Annotated in this window: 31 protein-coding genes and 1 pseudogene; 28 read left to right on the top strand and 4 right to left on the bottom strand. The window is 68.0% G+C overall.

Features of this window, described 5'->3' with window-relative positions; all coding sequences use genetic code 11:
* The 13 genes from NBV68_RS07655 to NBV68_RS07595 all read left to right on the top strand — a co-directional run.
* Window positions 1–390: phage protease (locus NBV68_RS07655; RefSeq protein ID WP_296308533.1), on the top strand; the 390-nt coding region annotated here is incomplete at its 5' end.
* 3 nt (window positions 391–393) lie between these two features.
* Entirely contained in the window at window positions 394–861 is a 468-nt protein-coding gene (locus tag NBV68_RS07650; RefSeq protein ID WP_296308531.1) for a hypothetical protein, read from the top strand.
* Between the two features lie 25 nt (window positions 862–886).
* Window positions 887–1,768: a Mu-like prophage major head subunit gpT family protein gene (locus NBV68_RS07645; protein ID WP_296308530.1), complete on the top strand. Its 882-nt coding sequence runs from the start codon at window positions 887–889 to the stop codon at window positions 1,766–1,768.
* Window positions 1,765–2,298, top strand: coding sequence for a hypothetical protein (locus tag NBV68_RS07640; RefSeq protein WP_296308529.1), 534 nt, complete (start codon window positions 1,765–1,767; stop codon window positions 2,296–2,298). Before NBV68_RS07645 ends, NBV68_RS07640 begins: the two co-directional genes overlap by 4 nt.
* Window positions 2,299–2,403: 105 nt before the next feature.
* Window positions 2,404–2,826 (top strand): DUF1320 domain-containing protein, encoded by a 423-nt coding sequence (locus tag NBV68_RS07635; RefSeq protein WP_296308528.1) that lies wholly within the window; start codon window positions 2,404–2,406, stop codon window positions 2,824–2,826.
* Entirely contained in the window at window positions 2,826–3,329 is a 504-nt protein-coding gene (locus NBV68_RS07630) for a phage virion morphogenesis protein (protein WP_296308527.1), read from the top strand. The genes NBV68_RS07635 and NBV68_RS07630 overlap by 1 nt, the downstream gene beginning before the upstream one ends.
* The gene (locus NBV68_RS07625; protein WP_296308525.1) at window positions 3,326–3,529 is read left to right on the top strand and encodes a hypothetical protein; all 204 of its coding nucleotides are present in this window, start codon (window positions 3,326–3,328) and stop codon (window positions 3,527–3,529) included. Before NBV68_RS07630 ends, NBV68_RS07625 begins: the two co-directional genes overlap by 4 nt.
* Window positions 3,526–4,146: a phage protein Gp37 gene (locus NBV68_RS07620; RefSeq protein WP_296308523.1), complete on the top strand. Its 621-nt coding sequence runs from the start codon at window positions 3,526–3,528 to the stop codon at window positions 4,144–4,146. Before NBV68_RS07625 ends, NBV68_RS07620 begins: the two co-directional genes overlap by 4 nt.
* The gene (locus NBV68_RS07615; RefSeq protein WP_296308521.1) at window positions 4,143–4,343 is read left to right on the top strand and encodes a DUF2635 domain-containing protein; all 201 of its coding nucleotides are present in this window, start codon (window positions 4,143–4,145) and stop codon (window positions 4,341–4,343) included. Before NBV68_RS07620 ends, NBV68_RS07615 begins: the two co-directional genes overlap by 4 nt.
* The gene (locus tag NBV68_RS07610; RefSeq protein ID WP_296308519.1) at window positions 4,340–5,818 is read left to right on the top strand and encodes a phage tail sheath C-terminal domain-containing protein; all 1,479 of its coding nucleotides are present in this window, start codon (window positions 4,340–4,342) and stop codon (window positions 5,816–5,818) included. Before NBV68_RS07615 ends, NBV68_RS07610 begins: the two co-directional genes overlap by 4 nt.
* 11 nt (window positions 5,819–5,829) lie before the next feature.
* Complete coding sequence (locus NBV68_RS07605) at window positions 5,830–6,045, top strand: hypothetical protein (protein ID WP_296308518.1); 216 nt, start codon at window positions 5,830–5,832, stop codon at window positions 6,043–6,045.
* A gap of 36 nt (window positions 6,046–6,081) precedes the next feature.
* Window positions 6,082–6,447 (top strand): phage tail tube protein, encoded by a 366-nt coding sequence (locus tag NBV68_RS07600; protein ID WP_296308517.1) that lies wholly within the window; start codon window positions 6,082–6,084, stop codon window positions 6,445–6,447.
* A complete protein-coding gene (locus NBV68_RS07595; RefSeq protein ID WP_296308515.1) occupies window positions 6,447–6,761 on the top strand; it encodes a phage tail assembly protein in 315 nt (104 codons plus the stop codon). Before NBV68_RS07600 ends, NBV68_RS07595 begins: the two co-directional genes overlap by 1 nt.
* Here NBV68_RS07595 and NBV68_RS07590 read toward each other — a convergent pair.
* A complete protein-coding gene (locus NBV68_RS07590) occupies window positions 6,758–6,886 on the bottom strand; it encodes a hypothetical protein (protein WP_296308514.1) in 129 nt (42 codons plus the stop codon). The genes NBV68_RS07595 and NBV68_RS07590 overlap by 4 nt on opposite strands.
* Between NBV68_RS07590 and NBV68_RS07585 the strand changes: the two genes are divergently transcribed.
* The 15 genes and pseudogenes from NBV68_RS07585 to NBV68_RS07520 all read left to right on the top strand — a co-directional run bounded on the left by NBV68_RS07585 (window position 6,885) and on the right by NBV68_RS07520 (window position 17,402).
* Entirely contained in the window at window positions 6,885–8,399 is a 1,515-nt protein-coding gene (locus NBV68_RS07585; RefSeq protein ID WP_296308512.1) for a tape measure protein, read from the top strand. The two genes, NBV68_RS07590 and NBV68_RS07585, sit on opposite strands and share 2 nt — an antisense overlap.
* Window positions 8,399–9,667 (top strand): DNA circularization N-terminal domain-containing protein, encoded by a 1,269-nt coding sequence (locus NBV68_RS07580; protein WP_296308534.1) that lies wholly within the window; start codon window positions 8,399–8,401, stop codon window positions 9,665–9,667. Before NBV68_RS07585 ends, NBV68_RS07580 begins: the two co-directional genes overlap by 1 nt.
* A complete protein-coding gene (locus NBV68_RS07575; protein WP_296308510.1) occupies window positions 9,664–10,710 on the top strand; it encodes a phage baseplate assembly protein in 1,047 nt (348 codons plus the stop codon). The genes NBV68_RS07580 and NBV68_RS07575 overlap by 4 nt, the downstream gene beginning before the upstream one ends.
* A complete protein-coding gene (locus NBV68_RS07570; RefSeq protein ID WP_296308508.1) occupies window positions 10,707–11,228 on the top strand; it encodes a phage baseplate assembly protein V in 522 nt (173 codons plus the stop codon). Before NBV68_RS07575 ends, NBV68_RS07570 begins: the two co-directional genes overlap by 4 nt.
* Entirely contained in the window at window positions 11,225–11,752 is a 528-nt protein-coding gene (locus NBV68_RS07565; protein WP_296308506.1) for a phage GP46 family protein, read from the top strand. The genes NBV68_RS07570 and NBV68_RS07565 overlap by 4 nt, the downstream gene beginning before the upstream one ends.
* Window positions 11,752–12,801, top strand: a complete 1,050-nt coding sequence (locus NBV68_RS07560; protein ID WP_296308504.1) for a baseplate J/gp47 family protein — start codon at window positions 11,752–11,754, stop codon at window positions 12,799–12,801. Before NBV68_RS07565 ends, NBV68_RS07560 begins: the two co-directional genes overlap by 1 nt.
* On the top strand, window positions 12,801–13,463 hold the full coding sequence (locus NBV68_RS07555; protein WP_296308503.1) for a putative phage tail protein: 663 nt from the start codon (window positions 12,801–12,803) through the stop codon (window positions 13,461–13,463). Before NBV68_RS07560 ends, NBV68_RS07555 begins: the two co-directional genes overlap by 1 nt.
* A gap of 10 nt (window positions 13,464–13,473) precedes the next feature.
* The gene (locus NBV68_RS07550) at window positions 13,474–14,145 is read left to right on the top strand and encodes a hypothetical protein (protein ID WP_296308500.1); all 672 of its coding nucleotides are present in this window, start codon (window positions 13,474–13,476) and stop codon (window positions 14,143–14,145) included.
* Window positions 14,145–14,609: a phage tail assembly chaperone gene (locus tag NBV68_RS07545; RefSeq protein ID WP_296308499.1), complete on the top strand. Its 465-nt coding sequence runs from the start codon at window positions 14,145–14,147 to the stop codon at window positions 14,607–14,609. The genes NBV68_RS07550 and NBV68_RS07545 overlap by 1 nt, the downstream gene beginning before the upstream one ends.
* Complete coding sequence (locus tag NBV68_RS07540) at window positions 14,609–15,166, top strand: host-nuclease inhibitor Gam family protein (protein ID WP_296308498.1); 558 nt, start codon at window positions 14,609–14,611, stop codon at window positions 15,164–15,166. The genes NBV68_RS07545 and NBV68_RS07540 overlap by 1 nt, the downstream gene beginning before the upstream one ends.
* A 123-nt stretch (window positions 15,167–15,289) precedes the next feature.
* Window positions 15,290–15,448 carry a Com family DNA-binding transcriptional regulator gene (locus NBV68_RS19055; RefSeq protein WP_366067813.1) on the top strand — a complete coding sequence of 53 codons (159 nt, stop codon included), beginning with the start codon at window positions 15,290–15,292 and terminating at the stop codon, window positions 15,446–15,448.
* Between the two features lie 13 nt (window positions 15,449–15,461).
* Window positions 15,462–15,935, top strand: a pseudogene (locus NBV68_RS19050) (DNA cytosine methyltransferase); the annotation flags it as partial.
* Window positions 15,936–16,026: 91 nt separating this feature from the next.
* Window positions 16,027–16,410: a hypothetical protein gene (locus NBV68_RS07530; RefSeq protein WP_296308494.1), complete on the top strand. Its 384-nt coding sequence runs from the start codon at window positions 16,027–16,029 to the stop codon at window positions 16,408–16,410.
* A complete protein-coding gene (locus NBV68_RS07525) occupies window positions 16,400–17,182 on the top strand; it encodes a DNA adenine methylase (RefSeq protein ID WP_296308492.1) in 783 nt (260 codons plus the stop codon). Before NBV68_RS07530 ends, NBV68_RS07525 begins: the two co-directional genes overlap by 11 nt.
* 13 nt (window positions 17,183–17,195) lie before the next feature.
* Entirely contained in the window at window positions 17,196–17,402 is a 207-nt protein-coding gene (locus NBV68_RS07520) for a hypothetical protein (RefSeq protein WP_296308490.1), read from the top strand.
* 139 nt (window positions 17,403–17,541) lie between these two features.
* On the opposite strand, the gene NBV68_RS07515 is transcribed toward NBV68_RS07520, so the two are convergent.
* The 3 genes from NBV68_RS07515 to NBV68_RS07505 all read right to left on the bottom strand — a co-directional run.
* Window positions 17,542–18,312 carry a hypothetical protein gene (locus NBV68_RS07515; protein WP_296308488.1) on the bottom strand — a complete coding sequence of 257 codons (771 nt, stop codon included), beginning with the start codon at window positions 18,310–18,312 and terminating at the stop codon, window positions 17,542–17,544.
* A gap of 36 nt (window positions 18,313–18,348) precedes the next feature.
* Window positions 18,349–19,083 (bottom strand): 7-carboxy-7-deazaguanine synthase QueE, encoded by a 735-nt coding sequence (locus NBV68_RS07510; protein WP_296308486.1) that lies wholly within the window; start codon window positions 19,081–19,083, stop codon window positions 18,349–18,351.
* A gap of 102 nt (window positions 19,084–19,185) precedes the next feature.
* On the bottom strand, window positions 19,186–20,029 hold an 844-nt coding region (locus NBV68_RS07505; protein WP_296308485.1), incomplete at its 5' end, for a DUF11 domain-containing protein.

Below are 20,029 nucleotides of genomic sequence, written 5' to 3'. Positions count from 1 at the left end.
GGCGAGGAAGCGGTGCTCAATGCGATCACCGCCGCCGCGAAGCCCGGCGAGCCCGATCCCGCCAAGTACGTCCCGATCGACGCGCTGAAGGACGTCCAGGCCAAGCTCGGCGAGCTGCAGGAGGACAAGGTCTTGGCCGCGGTCGACGCCGCGATCGAGCAGGGCAAGCTCACCCCCGCCCAGAAGGACTGGGCGCTGAAGCTCGGCAAGCAGGATCTGTCCGAGCTGAACAGCTTCCTCGCCACCGCGCCCGTCTTCAAGGGCGGCAAGGTGATCGAGGGCAAGCCCGGCGAGGAAGCCAGCAAGCTCACCGAGGAAGAGCGCGTCGTGTGCTCTGTGATGGGTTGGTCCGAGGAAGACTTCCTCGACCAGAAGAAGAAGGAAGCCTGATCGATGGTTGCTCTGACCAAGGGTCGCAAGACCGCTCGCTTTGCAGGTGGCGGCATCCGCAACCTGCCCGTCGCCGCCGCTGCGGTGTGCTTCACCGGCGGTCTTGCCATCGCCGCTGCGGGCTTTGCCCGTCCCGGCCGTCAGGGTCAGGGCGGCGACAACGCCGCCAAGGCGGCTGACGCGGCCACCTATCGCGCAGTCGGCGTGTTCATGGAGGATGTCACCGGCGGCGCGGCCAACGGCGACGTGCGCGTGGACATTCAGGAGGGCATCTTCCTGTTCGCCAACAGCGCCGAGGGCGATGCGATCGCGCAGGCCGATATCGGCCGGCCCTGCTTCATCATCGACGATCAGACCGTCGCCAAGACCAACCCGAACAGCACGCGCGCCGTCGCCGGCATCGTGCAGGAAGTCGGTCCCGAAGGCGTCTGGGTTGATGTCTCTCTCACCAATTCGGCCCTCGCGGCCTGACGTCCCCCTCAGAAAGGACTGACCCATGCACGTCACGATCGCAGTGCTCGAAGCCCTCCGCACCGGCTTCAAGCGCGACTTCCAGAACGGTCTCGTCAAGGCCACCCCGCAGTACGAGGCGTTCTCGACGCCGGTCACCAGCTCGACCAAGCTGGAGACCTACGGTTTCCTCGGCGACTTCCCGATCTTCCGCGAGTGGATCGGCGAGAAGCGGATCAAGTCGGTCGAGGAGAAGGCCTACCAGCTGATCAACCGCGACTTCGAGGTTACCCGCGGCATCCACAAGAACAAGATCGCCGACGACAACCTCGGGCTTTATGGGCCGCTGGTGAATGGCTGGGGTGACAGCTCGGGCCAGCTCAAGGATCGCCTCGCGTTCGAGGCCCTGAAGGATGGTCACGTCCGCCCCTGCTACGACGGCCAGAACTTCTTCGACACCGATCACCCGGTGGGCAATGGCGTCGTCTCGAACATGTCGGGTGACGGCAGCCGCCAGGCGTGGTTCCTGATCGATGCCAGCCAGGCGCTTAAGCCGATCATCCTCCAGACCCGGCAGGAGCCGACGTTCACCATGATCGTCGATCCCCAGAGCGAGCACGTCTTCAAGACGGGCGAGTTCCTGATGGGGGCCGAGGCGCGCGCGGCGGCGGGCTACACCTTCTGGCAGCTGGCACACCGCTGCACCGGCCCGATCAACGAGGCGAACTATGTCGCCGCGTGTCAGGCCATGGAAGCGCTGACCGACGACGAAGGCGAGCCGCTGGGGATCAAGCCGACCCACATTATCGTCGGCACGTCGAACAAGTCGGCGGCGCGCAACCTCTTCAAGAAGATGAACCTCGCCGGCGGCGAATCGAACATCTACTTCGAGGACGTCGAGATCCTCGAAGCGCGGCGTCTCCCGTGAGCGGGCAGCGTCTTCGCCTGACCACCTCCCGCCCGGCCGGTTATCGCCGGGGCGGGCAGGTGATCGGCGGCGCGGCCGCGCCGACACTGGTTGCCGTGGGCGACGTCACTCCCGAGCAGCTGCTTGCGCTCCTCACCGATCCGAACATCGCGATCGATGTCGAGAACAAGGAAGGGGAGTTCAAGCGCGCGGCCGACGAGGAACGTCTGGGCATGGCGCAGCTCCTTCGGGAGGAGCTTGCCAAGGAACAGCTTGCCGCACTGGGCGAGCCTGTCCCCAGCCCCACGCCGCCGGCCGCCCAGGGCAGCGAACCCAATACCGCCGAGCCGCAGGGTGAAGGGCTCACGCCCGGAGCCGAGGCCTCGCAGGCAGGTGGCCCGGATGCCACCGCCGACGGAAGCGACGCGTCTGCGGGCGACGCTGCCAACCCCGAACCGACGGCACCGGAACTTGCCCCGGCGCCCGAACCTGCGGCCGAGCCGAAGCCTGCCTCCAAGGGCCGCGGCAGGGCCAAGGGCAACCCGGCCTGAGAAGGCCGAAAGATCCGGGCGGCGGGTGTGTGTCCTGTCCCGCCGCCCGGTTCACCACCACCGTTTGAACCGCGCTTCAGCAGCGCATGAGAGGAGGAGCATGCCGTGTCGATCTTTGCCGATCTCGCCGCGATGCAGGCGCGCTTCGAAGCCCGCGATCTCCTCCAGCTCACCGATGACCAGAACACCGGCGCGATCGTCACTTCGCGCATCGATGCCGCGCTCGACAGCGCCGACGCGCTGATCACCGGCTACGTCGCCCGCCGCCACCGCAACACTGCCCAGCTGGCCGGCAATACGATCCTGCGCGATATCGCCTGCGATTATGCCTTCTACCTCCTCTGGCGATCGGACGCGCCCGACTGGGTGATCGAGCGCAAGAAGGCAGCGCTGAAGCAGCTCGAGCAGATCGCTGCCGGCACTCTGATGCTGGACCAGGGCGAAGAGACCGCCGCGCCGCGCCCCGGGCAGATCCTGACCGACACCGCACCCAAGCGCTTCGGCCGCGACAACATGGGCAGCTACTGATGGCGGGCACGCTTGAACTTCGCCTGCGCGGCGATGGTGCCTTCGAAGCGGCGCTTGGCGGGCTGCTGCGCGGGATCGACAATCTCGAACCGCTGATGGAGCGCTTCGGCGTCTACCTCGAAAGTTCCACGATCGAGCGCTTCGACACCGAGACCGCGCCTGATGGCAGCGCCTGGGAGCAGTCGATCCGCGCCAAGGAAGAAGGCGGCCAGACGCTGACCGACAGCTCGCAGCTGCGCAGCTCGATCCACGCCGAACCCGCCAATGGCTCGGTCCGCTGGGGATCGAACAAGATCTACGCACGGATGATGAACGACGGCGGCACGATCCGCGCCAAGGGCGGCGGCAAGCTCACCTTCCAGCTGCCGGGCGGGCTGGGCTTCCGTTCGGTCGACGAGGTCACTATCCCGGCGCGCCCCTTCCTCGGCATAAACGCCGAGGACGAGGCCGAGCTGCTGACCCTGACCGAGGAATATGCCGCCGAGATCGGGGGGCTGTCATGAGCTGGCTTCAGGGCATTCACCTCGCGCTCTCGGCAATCCTGCTCGTGATCGTGTTCGTCGAGGGTAACGACGATCCCTTCTGGCTGCGCCTCGGGACGGCGGTATTCGTGGCGCTGTTCTGGCTGCCGCTGATCATCATCGCCGCAATCTGGCTGCTGGGCGACTGGATCGACGGCAAGCTGAGGGGCGCGCGCAAATGATCGCCGCCGCCGAACTCGCGATCGTCCAGGTGCTGCTCGATGCGGCCGAGGAAGGCGTGCTGGGCTACCAGTACCGCACCTTCGGCACCTTCCCCGACCAGTTCGAGGAGTATCTGCGCACCGCCAAGAACCTGCGCGTGCCCGGTGCCTGGGCGGTGTTCCTCGGCATCGTCGAGGGAGTCGACGACGGCGATGCGAACGGCTTCAACGCCCGCGCCCGCTTCGCCCTGGTCGTGGCTGGCGCGAACCTGCGCAACGAACAGACCACCCGCCACGGCGACGGCGCGGAGCCCGGCTCCTACCAGCTGATGGTCGATGCGATCCGGCTGCTCTCGCGCTCGATGCTCACGCCCGAACTGGACCTGATGGAGCCGGTTCGCATCCGCAGTGCCCGCCCGATCGCGCTAACCGAGCAGATGAAGAAGCAGGGCCTGTCGATGATGGCGATCGAGCTGGAGCTGGTGCTGCCGCTCAGCGTGTTCGCCGACGATCCGGTCGACCTCGAACGGCTCCACGTGGACTGGGACATCCCGGCTTTCCGCAATGTCGAGCCGCCGCTGCCGGCCGAAGATCCCGACGCGGCCGACCTGATCGAGCTGGGAGACCCCGCACCATGACCGCCGCCCTCAAGGCTGACCGCCTCATCCCCAAGTTCGGCCGCCGCGTCCGGCACGCTGATGGCCGCCTGTTCGACGCAGACGGGGAATGGGTGGTGCTCGACGCCTTCTACCGCCGCCTGATCGCCGATGGCGATCTCGTCCACACCGATCCGCCCAAGGCGGCCCGCCGCCCCAAGAAGGGAACCTCCGCATGACGATCAGTTTCAACACCATCCCGGCCAGCTTCCGCACGCCCGGCCAGCATATCGAGTTCGATTCGAGCCGCGCGGTCTCCGGCCTCCCGCCGATCGAGAACCGGGTGCTGCTGATCGGCCAGAAGCTCGCCGCCGGCAGCGCGGCCGCGCTCTCGATCAATCCGCTCAGCTCGGCCAGTCAGGCGGTGGCGCTGTTCGGCCAGGGCTCTCAGCTGGCGCGCATGGCTGCGGCCTATTTCGGCGCGGACGGTTTCTCCGAAGTCCACGCTATCCCGCTCGACGATGCGGGCGGATCGGCCAAGGCCACCTGCACCCTGACCGTAACGGGCCCGGCCACCGCGGCGGGCACCATCCCGCTCTACGTCGCGGGCGAGCGGCTCGCGATCGGCGTGGCGCAGGCCGCGATCGCCAACACCATCGCCGCCGCGATCGTCGCGGCCATCACCGCGCGCCCGGATCTGCCGGTGACCGCCGCAGTGGGCGGCGCGCCCAACCAGCATGTCGTCACCCTGACCGCCCGCAACGGCGGGACCAACGGCAACGACATCGATGTCCGCCACAGCCACAATGCGGGCGAGGCGCTGCCGGCAGGCGTCGGGCTCGCGATCACCGCAATGGCGGGGGGTGCGACCGATCCCGTGATCGACGCGGTCTGGCCGGTGATCGGCGACAACGCCTACCGCACGATCGTGCTGGGTGTGACCGATGCCACCACCTATGCCTCGGCAGCGGCCGAGCTGGATGATCGGGCGGGCTCGGCACGGATGCTCGAGAGCATCGCCTATGGCGCGCGGCGCGGGACGCAGGGCCAGCTGGCGGCATTCGGCGGGGGCCTCAATTCGGAGCTGATCTCGATCCTCGGCATCGGCAGCAGCCCGACCTGCCCGGCGCTGGCGGCCGCGATCTACGCCGCCGCCTGCGGCTATTTCAGCGCGATCGACCCGGCCCGCCCGCTGCAGACGCTGGCGCTGAAGGGCATGCTCGCCCCCAAGGTAGAAGCCCGCTTCACCCCCGCCCAGCGCGAGCTGCTGCTGCGCGACGGGATCTCGACATTCACCGTCACCCAGAGCGGCGCCTGCCTGATCGAGCGGGCGATCACGACCTACCAGACCGATGCCTTCGGGCTGGCGGACGTGAGCTTCCTCGATCTCGAAACGCCGCTGACCCTGTTCTACCTGCGGGCCACGCTGCGGGCGCGGATCGCGCAGAAGTTCCCGCGCCACAAGCTGGCGGCCGATGGCACCCGCTACGGCGCTGGGCAGGCGATCGTCACCCCGTCCACCATCCGCGCCGAGCTGCTCGCGCTCGCCCGCGAGTGGGAGGAGCTGGGGCTGGTCGAGGGGATCAACCAGTACAAGGCGGATCTGATCGTCGAGCGCGACGCCACCGATCCCAACCGCATCAACGCGCTGGTCCCGCCGAACATCGTCAACCAGTTCCGCGCCTTCGCGGCCGCGATCCAGTTCCGGCTCTGAGGGGGTAGCGCATGGACAACCAGCATCAGCTGACCACCGACGAGATCGCCCTGATGAATGAGGCGAAGGAACTCGAAGCCCGGTTCAATCACCTGATCGACAAGCTGCGCCGGATCGACACGCTCGACCAGCGGCAGGTCTCGATCGCGCAGACCGATGGCGAGAGTGCCTTCATGCGCGCGGTCCGTGCGATCGCCCGCCCCACCCGCATTTCGAGCGCCGGATAACCGGCCTCTGAGACCCTTCTGAAAGGACGATAAGACATGGCCAATCGCAATCAGGTTCTGGGGCAGGTCACCATCGAGATCGATGGCGAGCGCATGCCCACCTCGGGCGAAAGCACCCTCCAGATCGGCGGTCCGCAGCGCGAGAACGTGCCGGGCGATTTCGACGCCGGCGGCTTCATGGAACGCACCGTGCCCTCGCGCTGCGTTGTCGGGCTGCTGCACCGCGACGGGGTAAGCATCGCCTCGATGCGCTCGATCGACAACGCCACGCTCATCATGAAGGCCGACACGGGGAAGACGTGGGTCGTGCGCGGGGCTTACTTCGTCGAGGCCGGTGAGATCAGCCAGGACGGCAAGGTCCAGGTGACCTTCGAAGGCCAGCCCGCCGAGGAGCTGGTCTGATGTCCCAGCTGACCCACACGCTGCTGTTCCCCATCGTGATCGAGAAGAAGCACCCGGTCACCCACGAGATCGAGATCGAGGAGCTGAAACCCGCCGGGTTCACTGTCACCATGCGCCGCCCGAAGGCCAAGGACATGCGCGCCTTCGACCGGCACGGCGATGCCGAGATCGCGGGCGTGATCGAGCTGATCATCGCCTGTTCGAACCTCGGCACGATCGAGGTCGAGAACCTCGATGCCGACGACTTCGGCGCGCTGGGAAACTTGCTCGCGCCGAAATCGCCCGGTGGCCAGCAGACTGGAACGTCTGCCTAGCCGCCCTCGGCAAGTACTTCGCCTTCCAGCCTTCCGAACTGATGGAGCTGGATCGCGAAGATCTCGATTTCTGGCTGCTCGCCGCCGAGCAGCTGGAGGACCGCGCGCAAAAGGACTGAGCCCATGCGTTTCTCCATGATCCTCGAAATGGTCGACCGGCTCAGCGGCCCGGCGCGGCGTGCGCGGGCGGGCGCGCGGGGGCTGGGCGACAACATCCGGCAGATGGGCCAGCGCATCCGCCGCGCGGTGAGCGATGTGCGGAGTGGTGAGCGCAGCCTCGAACACTTCGCCCGCCGCGCCCGCCGCCTGCGGCAGGTGGCACTGGGCCGGATATTCCAGGCGATCGGGGCGACGGTGCGCGGGCTGACCCGCAACCTCGGCAGCCTGATCGCGCGGCTGCGATTGGTGGAGCGGGCAGGCAGGGCCGCGGGCGCGGGCCTGCGCAAGCTGGGTGGCGCAGGGCTTGGCTTCCTCAAGAACGGCCTGCTCGCAGGCGGCGCTGCGATCGCGGGCGCGGGCGGCTTCGCCCTGTTCGATCTGTTCCGCACGGCCGGGCAGTTTGAGCAGTACCAGGTGATGCTCGAAGGGCTGGAGGGCTCGGCCGCGGGCGCGCGCAAGGCGATGGCCTGGGTGAAGGACTTCACCACCAAGACCCCCTACGAGCTTGACCAGGTGATGGAGTCCTTCGTCGCGCTGAAGGCTTACGGCATCGATCCGATGAACGGTTCGCTGACCGCGCTGGGCGATGCGTCCTCTGGCATGTCCAAGCCCCTGCTGGCCGCAGTCGAAGCTCTGGCCGATGCCACGACCGGCGAGTTCGAGCGTCTGAAGGAGTTCGGCATCCGCGCCAGCAAGGAAGGCAACCGGGTCTCCTTCACCTTCCGCAAGAACGGCAAGGATATCCGGCGCGATGCCGACATGACCGGCGAGGCGATCGAGAAGGCGCTGGTCGGTATCTTCAGCGAGCGTTTCGGCGGCGGGATGGCACGGCAGGCCACCACCCTTTTCGGCATCATCTCCAACCTCAAGGACATGTGGACCAACTTCCTCCTGCTGGTGGCAGAGGCAGGCGTCTTCGACGTGGTCAAGAAAGACCTCGAGGCGCTGCTCGGCCGGGTGAACGAGCTGGCCAAGAGCGGCGAGCTGAAGCGCTGGGCCGAGGAGGTTTCCGACCGCCTCCAACAGGCGTGGAAGTGGGGCAAGAGCTTCGTGGAGAATACCGACTGGGACCAGGTCGGAAAGGATCTCCGCGACATTGCCGAAGCTGTGATGGCGGTGGCCGACGCGGTGCTCTGGCTGAAGAATGTGATGCCGGACGGCGGCTTCTTCTCGGGCGAGCGCGCCGTGCTTGGGTGGCTCGGCTCGATCCCCGATCAGATTAAGGGCCTGCGCGGCTCGCTGGCACCCACGTCGCCGGGGCCTGCGCCCGGATCGCCCGCCTCTCGCCTGCCCAGCGACAATGACTTGATCCGTCGCATGCAGGGCAAGCCTACCCCCGCGCCGCAGATCGGCGGCGCGCTCAAGATCGATATCAGCAGCGCACCGGGCCTGTCGGTCCGCGCGACGCCGGCACCCGCCCCGGGGAAGATGTTCCCGCTTGAGGTTCGCACCGGGCGCACCATGCGGAGCGGTTCGTGATGGCGTGGCGGGACCAGTACCAGCAGGGCAGCTTCCGCGGCGCGCCCTTCCGCACCGAAGCCGAGGAGCGCACGGGCGGTCGCCGCATTGTCAGCCACGAGTTCCCGGGCCGGGACGAACCGGTGACCGAAGATCTCGGCCGCCGCGCGAAGCAGTTCTCGATCGACTGCCATGTCATCGGGGCCGAGTTCCTGAAGCAACGCGACGATCTGCTGACCGCGCTCGAAGCGCCGGGGCCGGGTCTGCTGGTCCACCCGCAATACGGGCGGATGATGGCTGTGGTGTTCGACTACGCCTGCTCCACCAGCACCGAGGAAGGCGGCATCGCCCGCTTCCGGATCACCTTCGGCGAGGCGGGGCAGGCCGTGCCCTCGAAGTTCTCCAAATCGGCCGGCAACGAGGCCGAGAAGATGGCCGATAATGTCACCGGGAAGGCACCCAAGGATTTCGAGAAGGGCTTCTCGATCGAGGATGCAGCCAGCTTCGTCGAGGAGGCGGCAACCGAGATCGTGAAGGGGATGGGGCAAATCTCGCAGCTGGCCGCTGGCCTTCGCGGCGGGGTCGGCCCGGCGCTCCGCGCATTCGAGGCCGGGCTCAACTTCCTCCCCGCCAACGTCGTGTCGCTGCTTCGCGCGCCGCTTTCGTTGGCGATGTCGGTCACGGGCCTGGTCTTGGCTGTCTCTGCCCTTGGCGGCGGCGGGCGGCGCACCCGGCTGCAATCGCTGGAGATGCTGGTCGACTGGCAGCCGCCCGAGATGGAGGCCCCGATCCGCACGCCGCAGCGTGAGCTGGAGATGGCGAACCGAGTCGCATTGACGCACCTCTTCCACGTGGTGGCCGCGGCCGAGCTGGTCCGCACGGCGGCCGCGCTCGATTATCCCAGCTACGAGGAAGCCGTGGCGGTGCGCGACAGCGTGTCCGACCGGCTTGATCGGCTCGCGCTGGCGGCGGCAGATCGCGGCGACGATGCGGCGGCCGAGGACTTCGACCAGCTGCGCCGCGCGCTCGCCCTTGATATCGCCGCCCGGGGTGCAAGCCTTGCGCGGGTCTACCACCTGCGGCTTGCTGCCAGCGAGCCCGCGCTGGTGCTCGCCCACCGGCTTTACGGCGGCGACGTGGACCGCCGCGCACGCGCACCGCTGACCCTCGAAGCGCGGGCGGCGGCGATCGTCGCGCGCAACGCCATCGCGCATCCCGGCTTCGTGCCCGCTGGCGTCGAGATCGAGCTGCTGACCGATGCGCCCGGCAACGAGGTCCGCGCGGCATGAGCACGCTCCCCGATCACAATGTCGAGCTGATCGTCGCCGGTACCGCCTATTCAGGCTGGACCTCGGTCGAGATCGAGCGCGCAATCGACCAGATGTCTGGCACCTTTTCGCTCCGCCTCGCTGCGAAGGAGCGCACCGGGGCCAAGGACTGGAAGATCCGCGAAGGCGACGAATGCAAGGTGATGCTGGCGGGCGTCCCGCTGATTACCGGCTACATCGACAGCCTGACCCGCTTCCTCGGCCCCGACGAGCGCGGGATCGAGATTAGCGGGCGCGATCGCACCGCTGACCTCGTCGACTGCTCGGCGCTCAACAAGCCCGGCAGCTGGCGCAACCGCAAGGTCGATGAGATCGCGGCCGAGCTGATCGCGCCCTTCAAGATCACCCTTGCCGTCTCGGGCAGCACCGGTGCGCCCTTCACCAAGTTCGCGCTCCAGCAAGGCGAGACCGTGTTCGCCGCGATCGAGCGGATGTGCCGCTATCGCGGGCTGGTCGCATGGTCGGCCGGCGACGGCATCCTGCGGATCGGCAACCCCGACAGCGGCCAGAGCATCGGCCGTCTGGCCGAGGGCGAGAACGTGATCTTCGCGAACCGCTCAGTCACCGTTTCCGACCGCTTCTCTGACTACGTCGTCAAGGGGCAGGCTGCTGGCAGCGACGAACGCAACGGCGCGGCCGTGGCGCAGGTCCAGGGCGAGGCGAAGGATGCGGCGATCGCCCGCTATCGCCCGCTGCTGATCATCGGCGAGGAACAGTCGGATCGCGCCTCGCTGAAGAAGCGCGCGGAGTGGGAGGCGGCGGTGCGATCGGGCCAGTCGCAGCCCGTGCAGATCACCGTGCCGGGATGGCTGGGGGCGGACGGCAAGCCCTTCGCACACGGCATGCGCGCGGATTGTGATGTGCCCTCGGCCGGGATCTCCGGCTCACTGCTGATCGAGCGCCTGCGCTTCAGCCGCGACGCCGATGGCGGCACGATCACCAGCTTCGACCTCGTCCCGCCCGAGGCGTGGACCCAGCTCGCCGAACCGGAGCCCAAAGCATGATCGGCGCGGCGCGCGAGATGCTCGGCGGGCTGGAAGGCCGGGTGCGCGGGATGGTGGCGCGGGCGATCGTGCGCCTGGTCGACGACGCGCGCCAGGCGCAGGAGCTGCAGCTCGAGCTACTTACCGACGAGAGCCAGGACGCGGTCGAGCGCTTCCAGAATTACGGCCTCACCAGCGTGCCCCATGCCGGGGCCGAGGCGCTGGTGGTGTTCGCGGGCGGGCTGCGCAGCCACGGCGTGGTGCTGGCGGTCGAGGATCGCCGCTACCGGCTGACCGGGCTGGAGGAGGGCGAGGTCGCTCTGTTCGACGATCTCGGCAACGTCATCAAGCTCGGCCGCGAGCGCATCGACGTCACCGCAGTGACCGAGCTACGCGTCGAGGCTCCCCGGGTGATCGTCCAGTCGAACGACATCCGGCTTGGCGAGGACGGCGGCGCGGCCGTCGCGCGGGTCGGTGATGATGTGAACCTCACCACCGGCAAGATCATCACCGGCAGCGCGAAGGTGAAAGCAGCATGACCGATCTCGCGCTTGTCTGGGACGCCGATGCCATGGCCGCCGATCTCCTGCTCGGCAGCGGGCGGCTTGCCACGGATGACGGGATGCGCACCGCGATCCTCATCTCGCTCTTCACCGATGCCCGCGCGGCCGACGACGAGACCCTGCCCGAGGCGGGTGGCGACCGGCGCGGGTGGTGGGGCGATGCCTATGCACGCGAGCCGCGGCCCGATGCCGGCACGGCGCGCGATCCCGACCGCATCGGCTCGCTGCTCTGGCTGCTGTCCCGTTCCAAGATCACGCCCCGAACCCTCGCCCAGGCCAAGCAGGCCTGCGACGAGGCGCTGGCCTGGCTGGTGCGCGACGGGATCGCCTCGGCCGTGCGGGTGGTGATCGAGGCGCAGGTGCGGCCCGGCCAGTCCACCCCCGATCTGATGGCGATCGCCGTCGAGATTGACCGGCCCACCGGCCCGAACCGCCAGCGCCACGATTTCACCTGGGACGCCTCGACCGCCACGATCACTGCCCATCCGGAGCCCGCCTGATGCCCTTCAATCGCCCGACCCTGAGCGACCTGATCGCCCGCACCCGTGGCGACATCGATACGCGCCTCCCGGGCGCTGACAGCACGCTGCGGCACTCGGTGCTGGACGTGCTGGCCCGAATGCATGGCGGCGCAGTGTCCGGGATCTATGGCTATCTCGACTTCCTCGCCAAGCAGATCCTGCCCGATACCGCCGATGGCGATTTCCTTGCCCGCCACGCCTCGATCTGGGGCATCCGCCGAAAGGCTGCTGTCGCCGCCACCGGCACGGCGACCGCCACCGGCGTCAACGGCACGGCCATCCCGGCGGGCACACAGGCGGTGCGGATCGACGGGCAGGTCTACAAGGTCACCGCGACAGCGACGATCGCGGGCGGGACCGCAGTCGTGGCGCTGGAGGCGGTTGACGCGGGGCCGCAGGCCGATCTCACAATCGGCACGGTACTGACCCTGTCGAGCGCGGTTGTGGGCGTGAACGCCGCGCTGACCGTGTCGGCCGTGGCAACGGCGGGAACGCTGGAAGAGGACGACGCCAGCCTGCTCGCCCGCCTGCTCGATCGCATCCGCACGCCGCCCCGCGGCGGATCGAGCAACGATTACCGCGCCTGGGCGCTGGCGCAGGCGGGGGTTACGCGGGCGTGGATCTACCCGGGCTGGATGGGCGCGGGGACAGTCGGCGTCGCCTTCGTGATGGACCAGCGCGAAAACATCATCCCGCTGACCGCCGATATCGAGGCGGTGCAGGCCGCGCTCGATGCCCTGCGCCCGGTGACGGCCGAGGTAGTGGTCTTCGCACCGACGCCCGCGCCGCTCGATATCGTGCTGCGCGTCGCCCCGAGCACCTCTGCCGTCCGCGCCGCGATCGAGGCCGAGCTGGCCGACTTCTTCGCCCGCGATGCCGAGCCCGGCGGGACGATCTACCGCAGCCGCCTGTCGGAGACGATCAGCCTTGCGGCGGGCGAATTCAGCCACACGCTGGAGCTGCCCGATGCCGACTTCACCCCTGCCCCGGGCGAGATCCCGGCGCTTGGCACGGTGACCTTCGTGTGATGTCTGAAGCGGTCCTTATTGCCCGCTCGGAGGCGGATCATGCGCAGATGCTGCGCCAGCTGCTCCCCCGCGGCGCGGCATGGGACTTTGCGCCTGATGGCACCTTTGCGCGGCTGCTGGAGGCGCTTGCTGCAGGGTTCGCCCGGATCGATGTTCGCGCCATCGAGCTGATGGACGAGGCCGATCCGCGCACCGCGCTCGAAACCCTGATCGACTGGGAGCGCGTTGCGGGACTGCCTGACGCCTGCACGGGCCAACCCGACAACGTCCGGGAGCGGCAGATCGCGCTGGTCCAGAAGCTCACCAGCATTGCCGGTCAGACACCTGCCGACTTCATCGATCTGGCCGCGCTGATCGGCTTCGAGATCGACATCGAGGAGCACCGCCCGCTGCGCACCAGCTTCCGGGTCGGGGACTGCTGCAAGGACGAGGCATGGGCTTTCGCGTGGACAGTCATCGTCCAGCCCTTCGATGGGGCCGGTCGCCCGGTCCTGTCGATCGCGCACTTCAAGGTTGGCGATCCGGTGGGCACGCGGGTGCGCGGTTTCGGATCGCTCGATCTGGAATGCGTCATCCGCCGCGCCGCCCCGGCGCACACCACGGTCATCTTTGCCTACGTCATCGAGCGCGAGCCCGATTTCTGGATCGATTTCACCAGCTGAGGAGCAACCAATGCATCGCATCGACACGAGCGGTAACGTCGACAACCGCTTCCACCCCGGGAACCCTGCCACGGGCCAGCAGGCAACGCTGGTCGACCAGGACTGGCTCAATGCCGTCCAGGAGGAGATCGTCAACGTCATCCTCGCCGCTAATATCAATCTGGAGAAGGGCACCAACGACCAGCTCGCCGAAGCGATTGTCGCATTGATCGCGGGCGTGGTGGGTGATGGCAGCGGTGCGGTGCCCACGACGCGGCAGGTTTCGGTTTCGGGTGGCTTGCTGACCGGTGGCGGGAACCTTGCGGCGGATCGCACCATCGGCCTTGTCGCGGCCACCACCGGGGAGGTGGCTGCGCAGATCCGAAACGATGTCGTGGTGACGCCTGCGGGCCTCGCCGGCCTGATCGGGTGGAGCACTGTCGGCGGGGCGATCATCGCCTCGATCGGGCCGGGCAAGATCGTGGCCTTCACCGCCACGGCCGGCGCAAACGGATCGACCGTGATCACCCTGCCGGTGACCTTCTCGGCCCCGTGCCGCGCGGTCTGCTCTGGCGGGATCAGCGACAGCAACGCCCAGGACAACCCGCCGCACATCAGCGGCACCGGCACCAACACCGTGTCGGTCTACAACGCGATCGACATCAACATTCCGGTCAACATCATCGCCATGGGAGTTTCGTAATGCGCATTTTCTTCGACGCGAACCCGCAGGATGGCACCGTCCGGTTCTTCCATGAGGCGATCGACGGGCCGCGCCAGCTCCCCACCTGGAAGAGCGAGGTCGAGCGCGAGGCGGGCAAGCGGCCGGTGATGGTTGACAACCCGGCCACCCGCATCCCTGCCGGTGCGACCGAGATCTCGCGCGAACGCTTCGAGGAGTTGATGGCGGCCCAGCAAGGCGGGGCGCAGATCGTGCTCAGCCGCGGCAAGCCGATCGCGATCCCGCGCGAACTCAGCCCTGAGGAACACCGTGCGGCGCGTCGCCGGCGTCGGGACCAACTGCTCGCTGCCAGCGACTGGACCCAGCTGCCTGACAGCCCGCTCAGCAGCAGCGAGCGCGCCGCCTGGGGCGAGTATCGCCAGCAGCTGCGCGATCTCGACATGGACGGCGAAGGCTGGCCCGTTCCGCCCGGGGGTTCGAACTGATGGCCCGCCGCAAGCAGGAAGCTGCTCCGGCCCCGGCCGATCTCGCCGAAGCCACGCTGATGATGGGTGAATTCGTGGCGATCGACCGGGAGGTCGCGCTGGAGAAGCTCGCCGCCGCCGCCGCGATCGACAAGATTGAGGCCCAGCGCGACGCGCGCCTGGCCGAGCTGCAGGCGCAGGCCAAGCCGCTCTTCGCCGGGCTGAAGGCGTGGTGGGAAGCGGGCGGTAAGGAAGAGATCGCCAAGGGCAAGCGCTCGGCCGCGCTGGCGGGTGCCAAGATCGGCATCCGGCTCACCCCGCCGAAGGTCAAGTTCCAGCGCAAGGTGAAGGCCGAGGACGTCGTCGCCTGGCTGAAGGGCCTGCGCTGGACCCGGGCGAAGGACTTCCTTCGCACCAAGACCGAGCTGGACCGGCAGGCGGTGATCAAGGCGGTCTCGGCCGACGAGGAGATCGGCGATCGCTTCGCCGCGCATCTCTACATCGAGCAGGCCGACGAGTTCTTCATCGACACCGGCCTCGACGAGGATGAGCTGAAGAAGGAATTGGCCGCCTCCTAAACGGGGGTGGCCGGGGCGTTGCAGCGCCCCGAACCGCGAGGATCAAGCTCGCACCTTGGGCCGTCTAGACCGGCCTTCTGGCTCCCCCGGCCGCAAGCGGCGGAGCCGAACTAGGTGTGACAGATGAAGGAAGAGTATAGGTGCGCATCTTGCCGCGCGCTGCTGTTTCGGGCACAAGCCGGGGCACTGGCAGGCGAGATCGAGGTCAAGTGCCGCCGCTGCCGGCAAATCAATTCATGGAGGCCATCGAGCCCTTCTCGGACCGCCCAGAGCGACCCCTGAGGAGAATACCATTGTGGCTCTACGTGCCGCCCCAAGCCCGGAGCAGCTGCTCCACGGCCTTTCCCTGTGCGCCGGATATGGCGGGCTCGAACTCGGGCTCGCCATCGCCGAGCCCCGATATCGCACTGCATGTTTCGTCGAGCGGGAAGCCCATGCTGCGGCCACTCTCGTGGCACGGATGGAAGACGCGGGGCTGGATCGCGCGCCTGTATGGGACGATCTGCGATCCTTCGACGGCCGCCCGTGGCGCGATCGCATTCATATCCTCTCTGCCGGTTATCCCTGCCAGCCCTTCAGCCTCGCCGGAAAGCGCCGGGGCAAGGCCGATCCCCGCCACCTGTGGCCCGAGGTCGAGCGGATCATCGGCGAGGTGCGCCCCGGCGTCGTCTTCGCCGAGAACGTCGAAGGGCACATCGATCTGGGATTTGCCGAGGTCGCCCGCAGCCTTCAAAGGCTGGGCTACCGCGCAAAAGCGGGCCTGTTCACAGCGCGAGAAGTGGGCGCTTCGCACCGGCGTCGCCGCCTCTTCATCTTGGCCCACGCCGACGGCCGCGGATGCGGGCTACCTGCCGGATCTGATGATCGGGGCGGGCGAGATCCAGCCGCGCAGCCCATTCTACATCCCACAGACGAGCTCGGGGCAATATCCGCTCAGCAACGCGGCGCGCACCTGGACCAAGCTGTGGCTGATCCTGCAGGCGCTGGGTTGGCGGCCGGGGACGCCGAGCCCCTCTTCGCCCCCGGTCCGGGTGAGCTTCCACTCTGGGAGAGGCTCCTTCATCACCGACCTGATCTCCAACCCGCGCTTCTTCGAGCTGGTGATGGGATGGCCGATCGGGTGGACCGCACCAGGGGCGCCGGTAACGGGGTTTGCAGCCTGGCTGCGGCGTTCGCGTATCGCACTCTCGCAGCTGACTTCGCCCGCGATCTGCGGCGGGCCGGGGGTGGCGCATGAGGCTTGAACCTGTCCGCCCTGTCGAGCCGGTCGCGCCTTGGCTCGGCGGCAAGCGCCAGCTCTCCCGCAGGATCGCCGAGCGCATCGCGGCGGTTCCCCACACCCGCTACGTCGAGCCCTTCGTCGGCATGGGCGGGGTGTTCTTCCGTCGCCCCGCGCGGCCGAGGCTGGAGGTGATCAACGACGTGAATCGCGACGTCGTCACCCTCTTCCGCATCCTCCAGCGGCACTACCAGCAGCTGCTCGATGTGCTGAAGTTCCAGCTCTACAGCCGCGCCGATTTCGAGCGGCTGCGGGCGACGCCAGCTGACCAGCTCACCGACCTCGAGCGGGCCGCGCGCTTCCTCTACATCCAGAAGGCGAGCTTCGGCGGGATGGGGCGCAGCTTCGGCGTCGATTATCAGCGGCCGCGCTGGAGCCTGAGCAAGCTGGAGCCGATGCTCGAAGCGGTGCACGAGCGGCTCGAAGACGTGCTGATCGAGTGCCTCGACTTCGGCACCTGCATCGAGCGCTATGATGGCCGGCCGGGGACGCTGTTCTACTGCGATCCGCCCTATTGGGGGCACACGGACGACTACGGGAAGGACATCTTCTCAGAGGCCGATTTCGGTCGTCTGAGACGCCTCTTAGGCGGGCTTCAGGGGCGCTTCATCCTGTCGCTGAATGACCGGCCCGAGGTGCGCGAGCTGTTCGCCGGCTTTGACATGGAAGAGGTCTCGCTTCATTACGGCGCCGGTGGAGGGCAGCGCCCTGCCCGGGAGCTGATCATCAGCGGTTAGAGTAGGGACGATCATGGATCACATGCAGCTTAGCGACCCTCGCTTCATCCTTGATTCCTCGGTGCTGGATATCCCCGGGCCCGATATCCGGGCCGAGATCGTCAAGCAGCGTGCGGAGGCGGTTGCGAGGGCTGATGCGGTGGGGATCCCTCGCCCGCCTCTAGGTGAGCTGGTCCGCCAATATCAGGAGTTGGATGTGGCGCGGCTTCAGGGCCGCTAACGGCTTGGAAAGTGCTCCAGCCGGTCTTGTCATTCACTCCGGCCGCTTTTGTCCCGCTACAAGGGGAGTATCAGCGCGACCCGGTTCCCCTCCCGCTTGCGGGAGGGGTTAGGGGTGGGCCTGCGCGACCCCGACCACCCTACACCCCACCCAGCTTCGCGCCGATCAGCAGCGCGCGGCGGCTGTCGGGTTGGGCGCGGATCGCTTCGTTGAGTGTGACCGCCGCCTCGCAGGCCAGCTCGCCGCTGATCGAGGAGGGGTCGACCTCCCCCGAGAGCACCTTCATCTGATCCTCCACCAGCCCGCGCTGCTTGAGGTCGCCCGCCAGCGCCTCGCGGTCCTTGGGCGTGATGGCGCAGCGCAATTGCTGGTCGGTCCGCCCCGCCTTGATCGCGGCAAACTTGCTCGCCACCAGCGCGCCGGCCTGTTCCTCGAGGGCTGCGGTCAGCGGCTTGTCGAGCGGCGCGCCGGTCGCCACCGCGCCGCACACGATCGGGTCATAGTCCTGTAGCCCCGCGAGATAGGTCTGCTCGGCCGCCAGCACCGCATCGAGCGCGGGCAGCGGCGCGCCGGCAAAATCGCGGGCATGGGCGGCAAGGAAGGTGTTCAGCCACGTGTTGGCCACCACCAGCACCCGCGTGTCCGGCCCTGTGCCGCGCGCCGCCTTGCCGACCTTGCTGACGAAATCCTTGTATTCGTCAGGGAAATCCGCCTGGAGCTGAGCGATCAGCACACCGTTGCCGGGAAACTTGCCAAGCTCGGCCATCAGCTCCTGATCGACCGCGCCTGCCGGGTTGAAGTAATTGTCGATCCCGCCGGCCTCAGCCACCCCGAAGCCCAGCCGCGCGACCAGCCCCAGCACCACCAGACCGATCATACCGCTGGCGTGCTTCGTGGTCAGGAAACTCATGCTGCGCCCCTCTTCAACCTCCCTGAGGGCGCTACCTTAAGTGCCCCGCGTGTCGCCATACAAGTGAATATGCATGCGGTCGCTCATCCGGAAGCCGTGTTCGAGGCACAGCGGCGCAAGCCACGCCTGCCGCGCGCGCAGGGTGGCGCTGTCGGTGCCCTCGGCCATCAGGAATACCTGACCCGGGCGGAAGCGGAAGCGGCGGTGGAGCGCGAGAACCTCGGCGACATCATCGGGTGAAGCGACCACGAACTTGAGAAAGGCGCGCGGCTCGGCGGCCCAGGCGGTGAGGCGTTCGGGGTTCAGCGCCAGCTCGGCCGGGTTGCCGCTATGCGCGAGCTTGGGGCTGACAATATATTGGTCGACCCGCACATCCAGACGCGGCGGCGGGGCGACAGTGCCGTTGGTCTCGATCTCGACGGCGGTGTCCGGCAAGTGCTCCAGCATCTCGGCCAGGGCCGGGGCCTGCAACAGCGGCTCGCCCCCGGTGATGACGAGACGCTGCTGGCCCAAAGCAGCGATCCGCACGGCGGTGTCGGCGGGCGAGAGGGTCACCTGATTGGCCTTGCGGTCAAAGGCGATGTCATCCCGGTGCGGACGATTGTCGCCCGCAAAGCGCCACGTGTAGGCCGTGTCGCACCAGGTGCAGGCAAGGTTGCAGCGCGACAGCCGCACGAAGGCGACCGGCATTCCGGCGGAAGGCCCTTCGCCTTGCAGGCTCGCGAAAATCTCCGGTCCACCGGTGTCGTCGGTGGCGAGGGTGAGGTTCATGGCGTGGGCCACCGCAGCTGCGGCAGGAGGCAGGAACAGGCAAGGACGCGTGGCATGGCTGGGCCTATGGCACGATTGTCGCTTGGGGAAAATCCGGTGCGCTCAGTTGAGCTGGGCGTTGAACGCGATGGCGAAGCCTGCGCCGGCTGCCAGCGTCGCGGTGGTGCCGGTCAGCGTCGAACCACTGAAGGCAACGCCATAGGGATCGCTCTCGTCGGCGCCGACGGCATCCTCGTCCTCGAGGGTGGTGGCCGCCGTACAATTCGCTCCGCTGCGGGCCGTGCCCGGCAGGTAGAGCAGCGTGCCGGGCAGGGTGTCGGTCACGATCACACCCGTGGCCGGGAGGGTGCCCGGGTTGCTGACCGCGATGCAGTAGCGGATCGTTGCACCCGGAATGGCCTTGGGGTTGCTGCTGCCCGTCCCGTCGGCGATCACGCTCGAGGTCTTGAGGATCGTCACGGGCACGATCCGGGTGTTGGTGAAGGTGCAGACGATCGCCGTCTCGCCCGGGCCGATGGTCAGGCCGTCGCCGAGCGAGGTGTCGGCCGCCCCGGTGCAGGACAATGCCTGCTGGTACTGGCTCGCATTGGCTGCGGGCAAGACTTCGGCGATGGCGACGGTTTCGCCGATGACGACCGGGGTGGGGGTGGGGTCGGTGTCGGAATCGTTCGGAGTTCCGGCCTCCGAGGCAAACGTGTCGAGCACCGCCGTGTTGCGGGTGACGGTCAGGCTGGCGTCGTCTCCCGCCAGCGCGTCCACCCACTGCTTGCGCAGGGTGATGCGGGCATCGTTGTCGGTGATGGTGTAGCTGCCGGTGGTCTGCGCGGCCGCGCCGCAGCTGGTGGTGTGCGCCGGGGTGTAGCCGGTGCCGGCGGAAATCGCGTAGGTGATCGTCTCGCTGCCTTCGACCTCGGCGTCGTCGACAATCGTGATGCCGAGCGGGATG

The organism is Erythrobacter sp. (genome assembly GCF_023653175.1).
In the GTDB taxonomy this organism is placed as follows: domain Bacteria; phylum Pseudomonadota; class Alphaproteobacteria; order Sphingomonadales; family Sphingomonadaceae; genus Erythrobacter.
This window is presented reverse-complemented; position numbering and strand designations above follow the sequence as displayed.

Bases quoted from the DNA above. Each gene is read 5' to 3' on its own strand.
- NBV68_RS07650 (WP_296308531.1), top strand. From the start codon at position 394: ATGGTTGCTCTGACCAAGGGTCGCAAGACCGCTCGCTTTGCAGGTGGC.
- NBV68_RS07645 (WP_296308530.1), top strand. From the start codon at position 887: ATGCACGTCACGATCGCAGTGCTCGAAGCCCTCCGCACCGGCTTCAAG.
- NBV68_RS07630 (WP_296308527.1), top strand. From the start codon at position 2,826: ATGGCGGGCACGCTTGAACTTCGCCTGCGCGGCGATGGTGCCTTCGAA.
- NBV68_RS07625 (WP_296308525.1), top strand. From the start codon at position 3,326: ATGAGCTGGCTTCAGGGCATTCACCTCGCGCTCTCGGCAATCCTGCTC.
- NBV68_RS07620 (WP_296308523.1), top strand. From the start codon at position 3,526: ATGATCGCCGCCGCCGAACTCGCGATCGTCCAGGTGCTGCTCGATGCG.
- NBV68_RS07615 (WP_296308521.1), top strand. From the start codon at position 4,143: ATGACCGCCGCCCTCAAGGCTGACCGCCTCATCCCCAAGTTCGGCCGC.
- NBV68_RS07610 (WP_296308519.1), top strand. From the start codon at position 4,340: ATGACGATCAGTTTCAACACCATCCCGGCCAGCTTCCGCACGCCCGGC.
- NBV68_RS07605 (WP_296308518.1), top strand. From the start codon at position 5,830: ATGGACAACCAGCATCAGCTGACCACCGACGAGATCGCCCTGATGAAT.
- NBV68_RS07600 (WP_296308517.1), top strand. From the start codon at position 6,082: ATGGCCAATCGCAATCAGGTTCTGGGGCAGGTCACCATCGAGATCGAT.
- NBV68_RS07595 (WP_296308515.1), top strand. From the start codon at position 6,447: ATGTCCCAGCTGACCCACACGCTGCTGTTCCCCATCGTGATCGAGAAG.
- NBV68_RS07585 (WP_296308512.1), top strand. From the start codon at position 6,885: ATGCGTTTCTCCATGATCCTCGAAATGGTCGACCGGCTCAGCGGCCCG.
- NBV68_RS07590 (WP_296308514.1), bottom strand. From the start codon at position 6,886: ATGGGCTCAGTCCTTTTGCGCGCGGTCCTCCAGCTGCTCGGCGGCGAG.
- NBV68_RS07580 (WP_296308534.1), top strand. From the start codon at position 8,399: ATGGCGTGGCGGGACCAGTACCAGCAGGGCAGCTTCCGCGGCGCGCCC.
- NBV68_RS07575 (WP_296308510.1), top strand. From the start codon at position 9,664: ATGAGCACGCTCCCCGATCACAATGTCGAGCTGATCGTCGCCGGTACC.
- NBV68_RS07570 (WP_296308508.1), top strand. From the start codon at position 10,707: ATGATCGGCGCGGCGCGCGAGATGCTCGGCGGGCTGGAAGGCCGGGTG.
- NBV68_RS07565 (WP_296308506.1), top strand. From the start codon at position 11,225: ATGACCGATCTCGCGCTTGTCTGGGACGCCGATGCCATGGCCGCCGAT.
- NBV68_RS07560 (WP_296308504.1), top strand. From the start codon at position 11,752: ATGCCCTTCAATCGCCCGACCCTGAGCGACCTGATCGCCCGCACCCGT.
- NBV68_RS07555 (WP_296308503.1), top strand. From the start codon at position 12,801: ATGTCTGAAGCGGTCCTTATTGCCCGCTCGGAGGCGGATCATGCGCAG.
- NBV68_RS07550 (WP_296308500.1), top strand. From the start codon at position 13,474: ATGCATCGCATCGACACGAGCGGTAACGTCGACAACCGCTTCCACCCC.
- NBV68_RS07545 (WP_296308499.1), top strand. From the start codon at position 14,145: ATGCGCATTTTCTTCGACGCGAACCCGCAGGATGGCACCGTCCGGTTC.
- NBV68_RS07540 (WP_296308498.1), top strand. From the start codon at position 14,609: ATGGCCCGCCGCAAGCAGGAAGCTGCTCCGGCCCCGGCCGATCTCGCC.
- NBV68_RS19055 (WP_366067813.1), top strand. From the start codon at position 15,290: ATGAAGGAAGAGTATAGGTGCGCATCTTGCCGCGCGCTGCTGTTTCGG.
- NBV68_RS07530 (WP_296308494.1), top strand. From the start codon at position 16,027: ATGATCGGGGCGGGCGAGATCCAGCCGCGCAGCCCATTCTACATCCCA.
- NBV68_RS07525 (WP_296308492.1), top strand. From the start codon at position 16,400: ATGAGGCTTGAACCTGTCCGCCCTGTCGAGCCGGTCGCGCCTTGGCTC.
- NBV68_RS07520 (WP_296308490.1), top strand. From the start codon at position 17,196: ATGGATCACATGCAGCTTAGCGACCCTCGCTTCATCCTTGATTCCTCG.
- NBV68_RS07515 (WP_296308488.1), bottom strand. From the start codon at position 18,312: ATGAGTTTCCTGACCACGAAGCACGCCAGCGGTATGATCGGTCTGGTG.
- NBV68_RS07510 (WP_296308486.1), bottom strand. From the start codon at position 19,083: ATGAACCTCACCCTCGCCACCGACGACACCGGTGGACCGGAGATTTTC.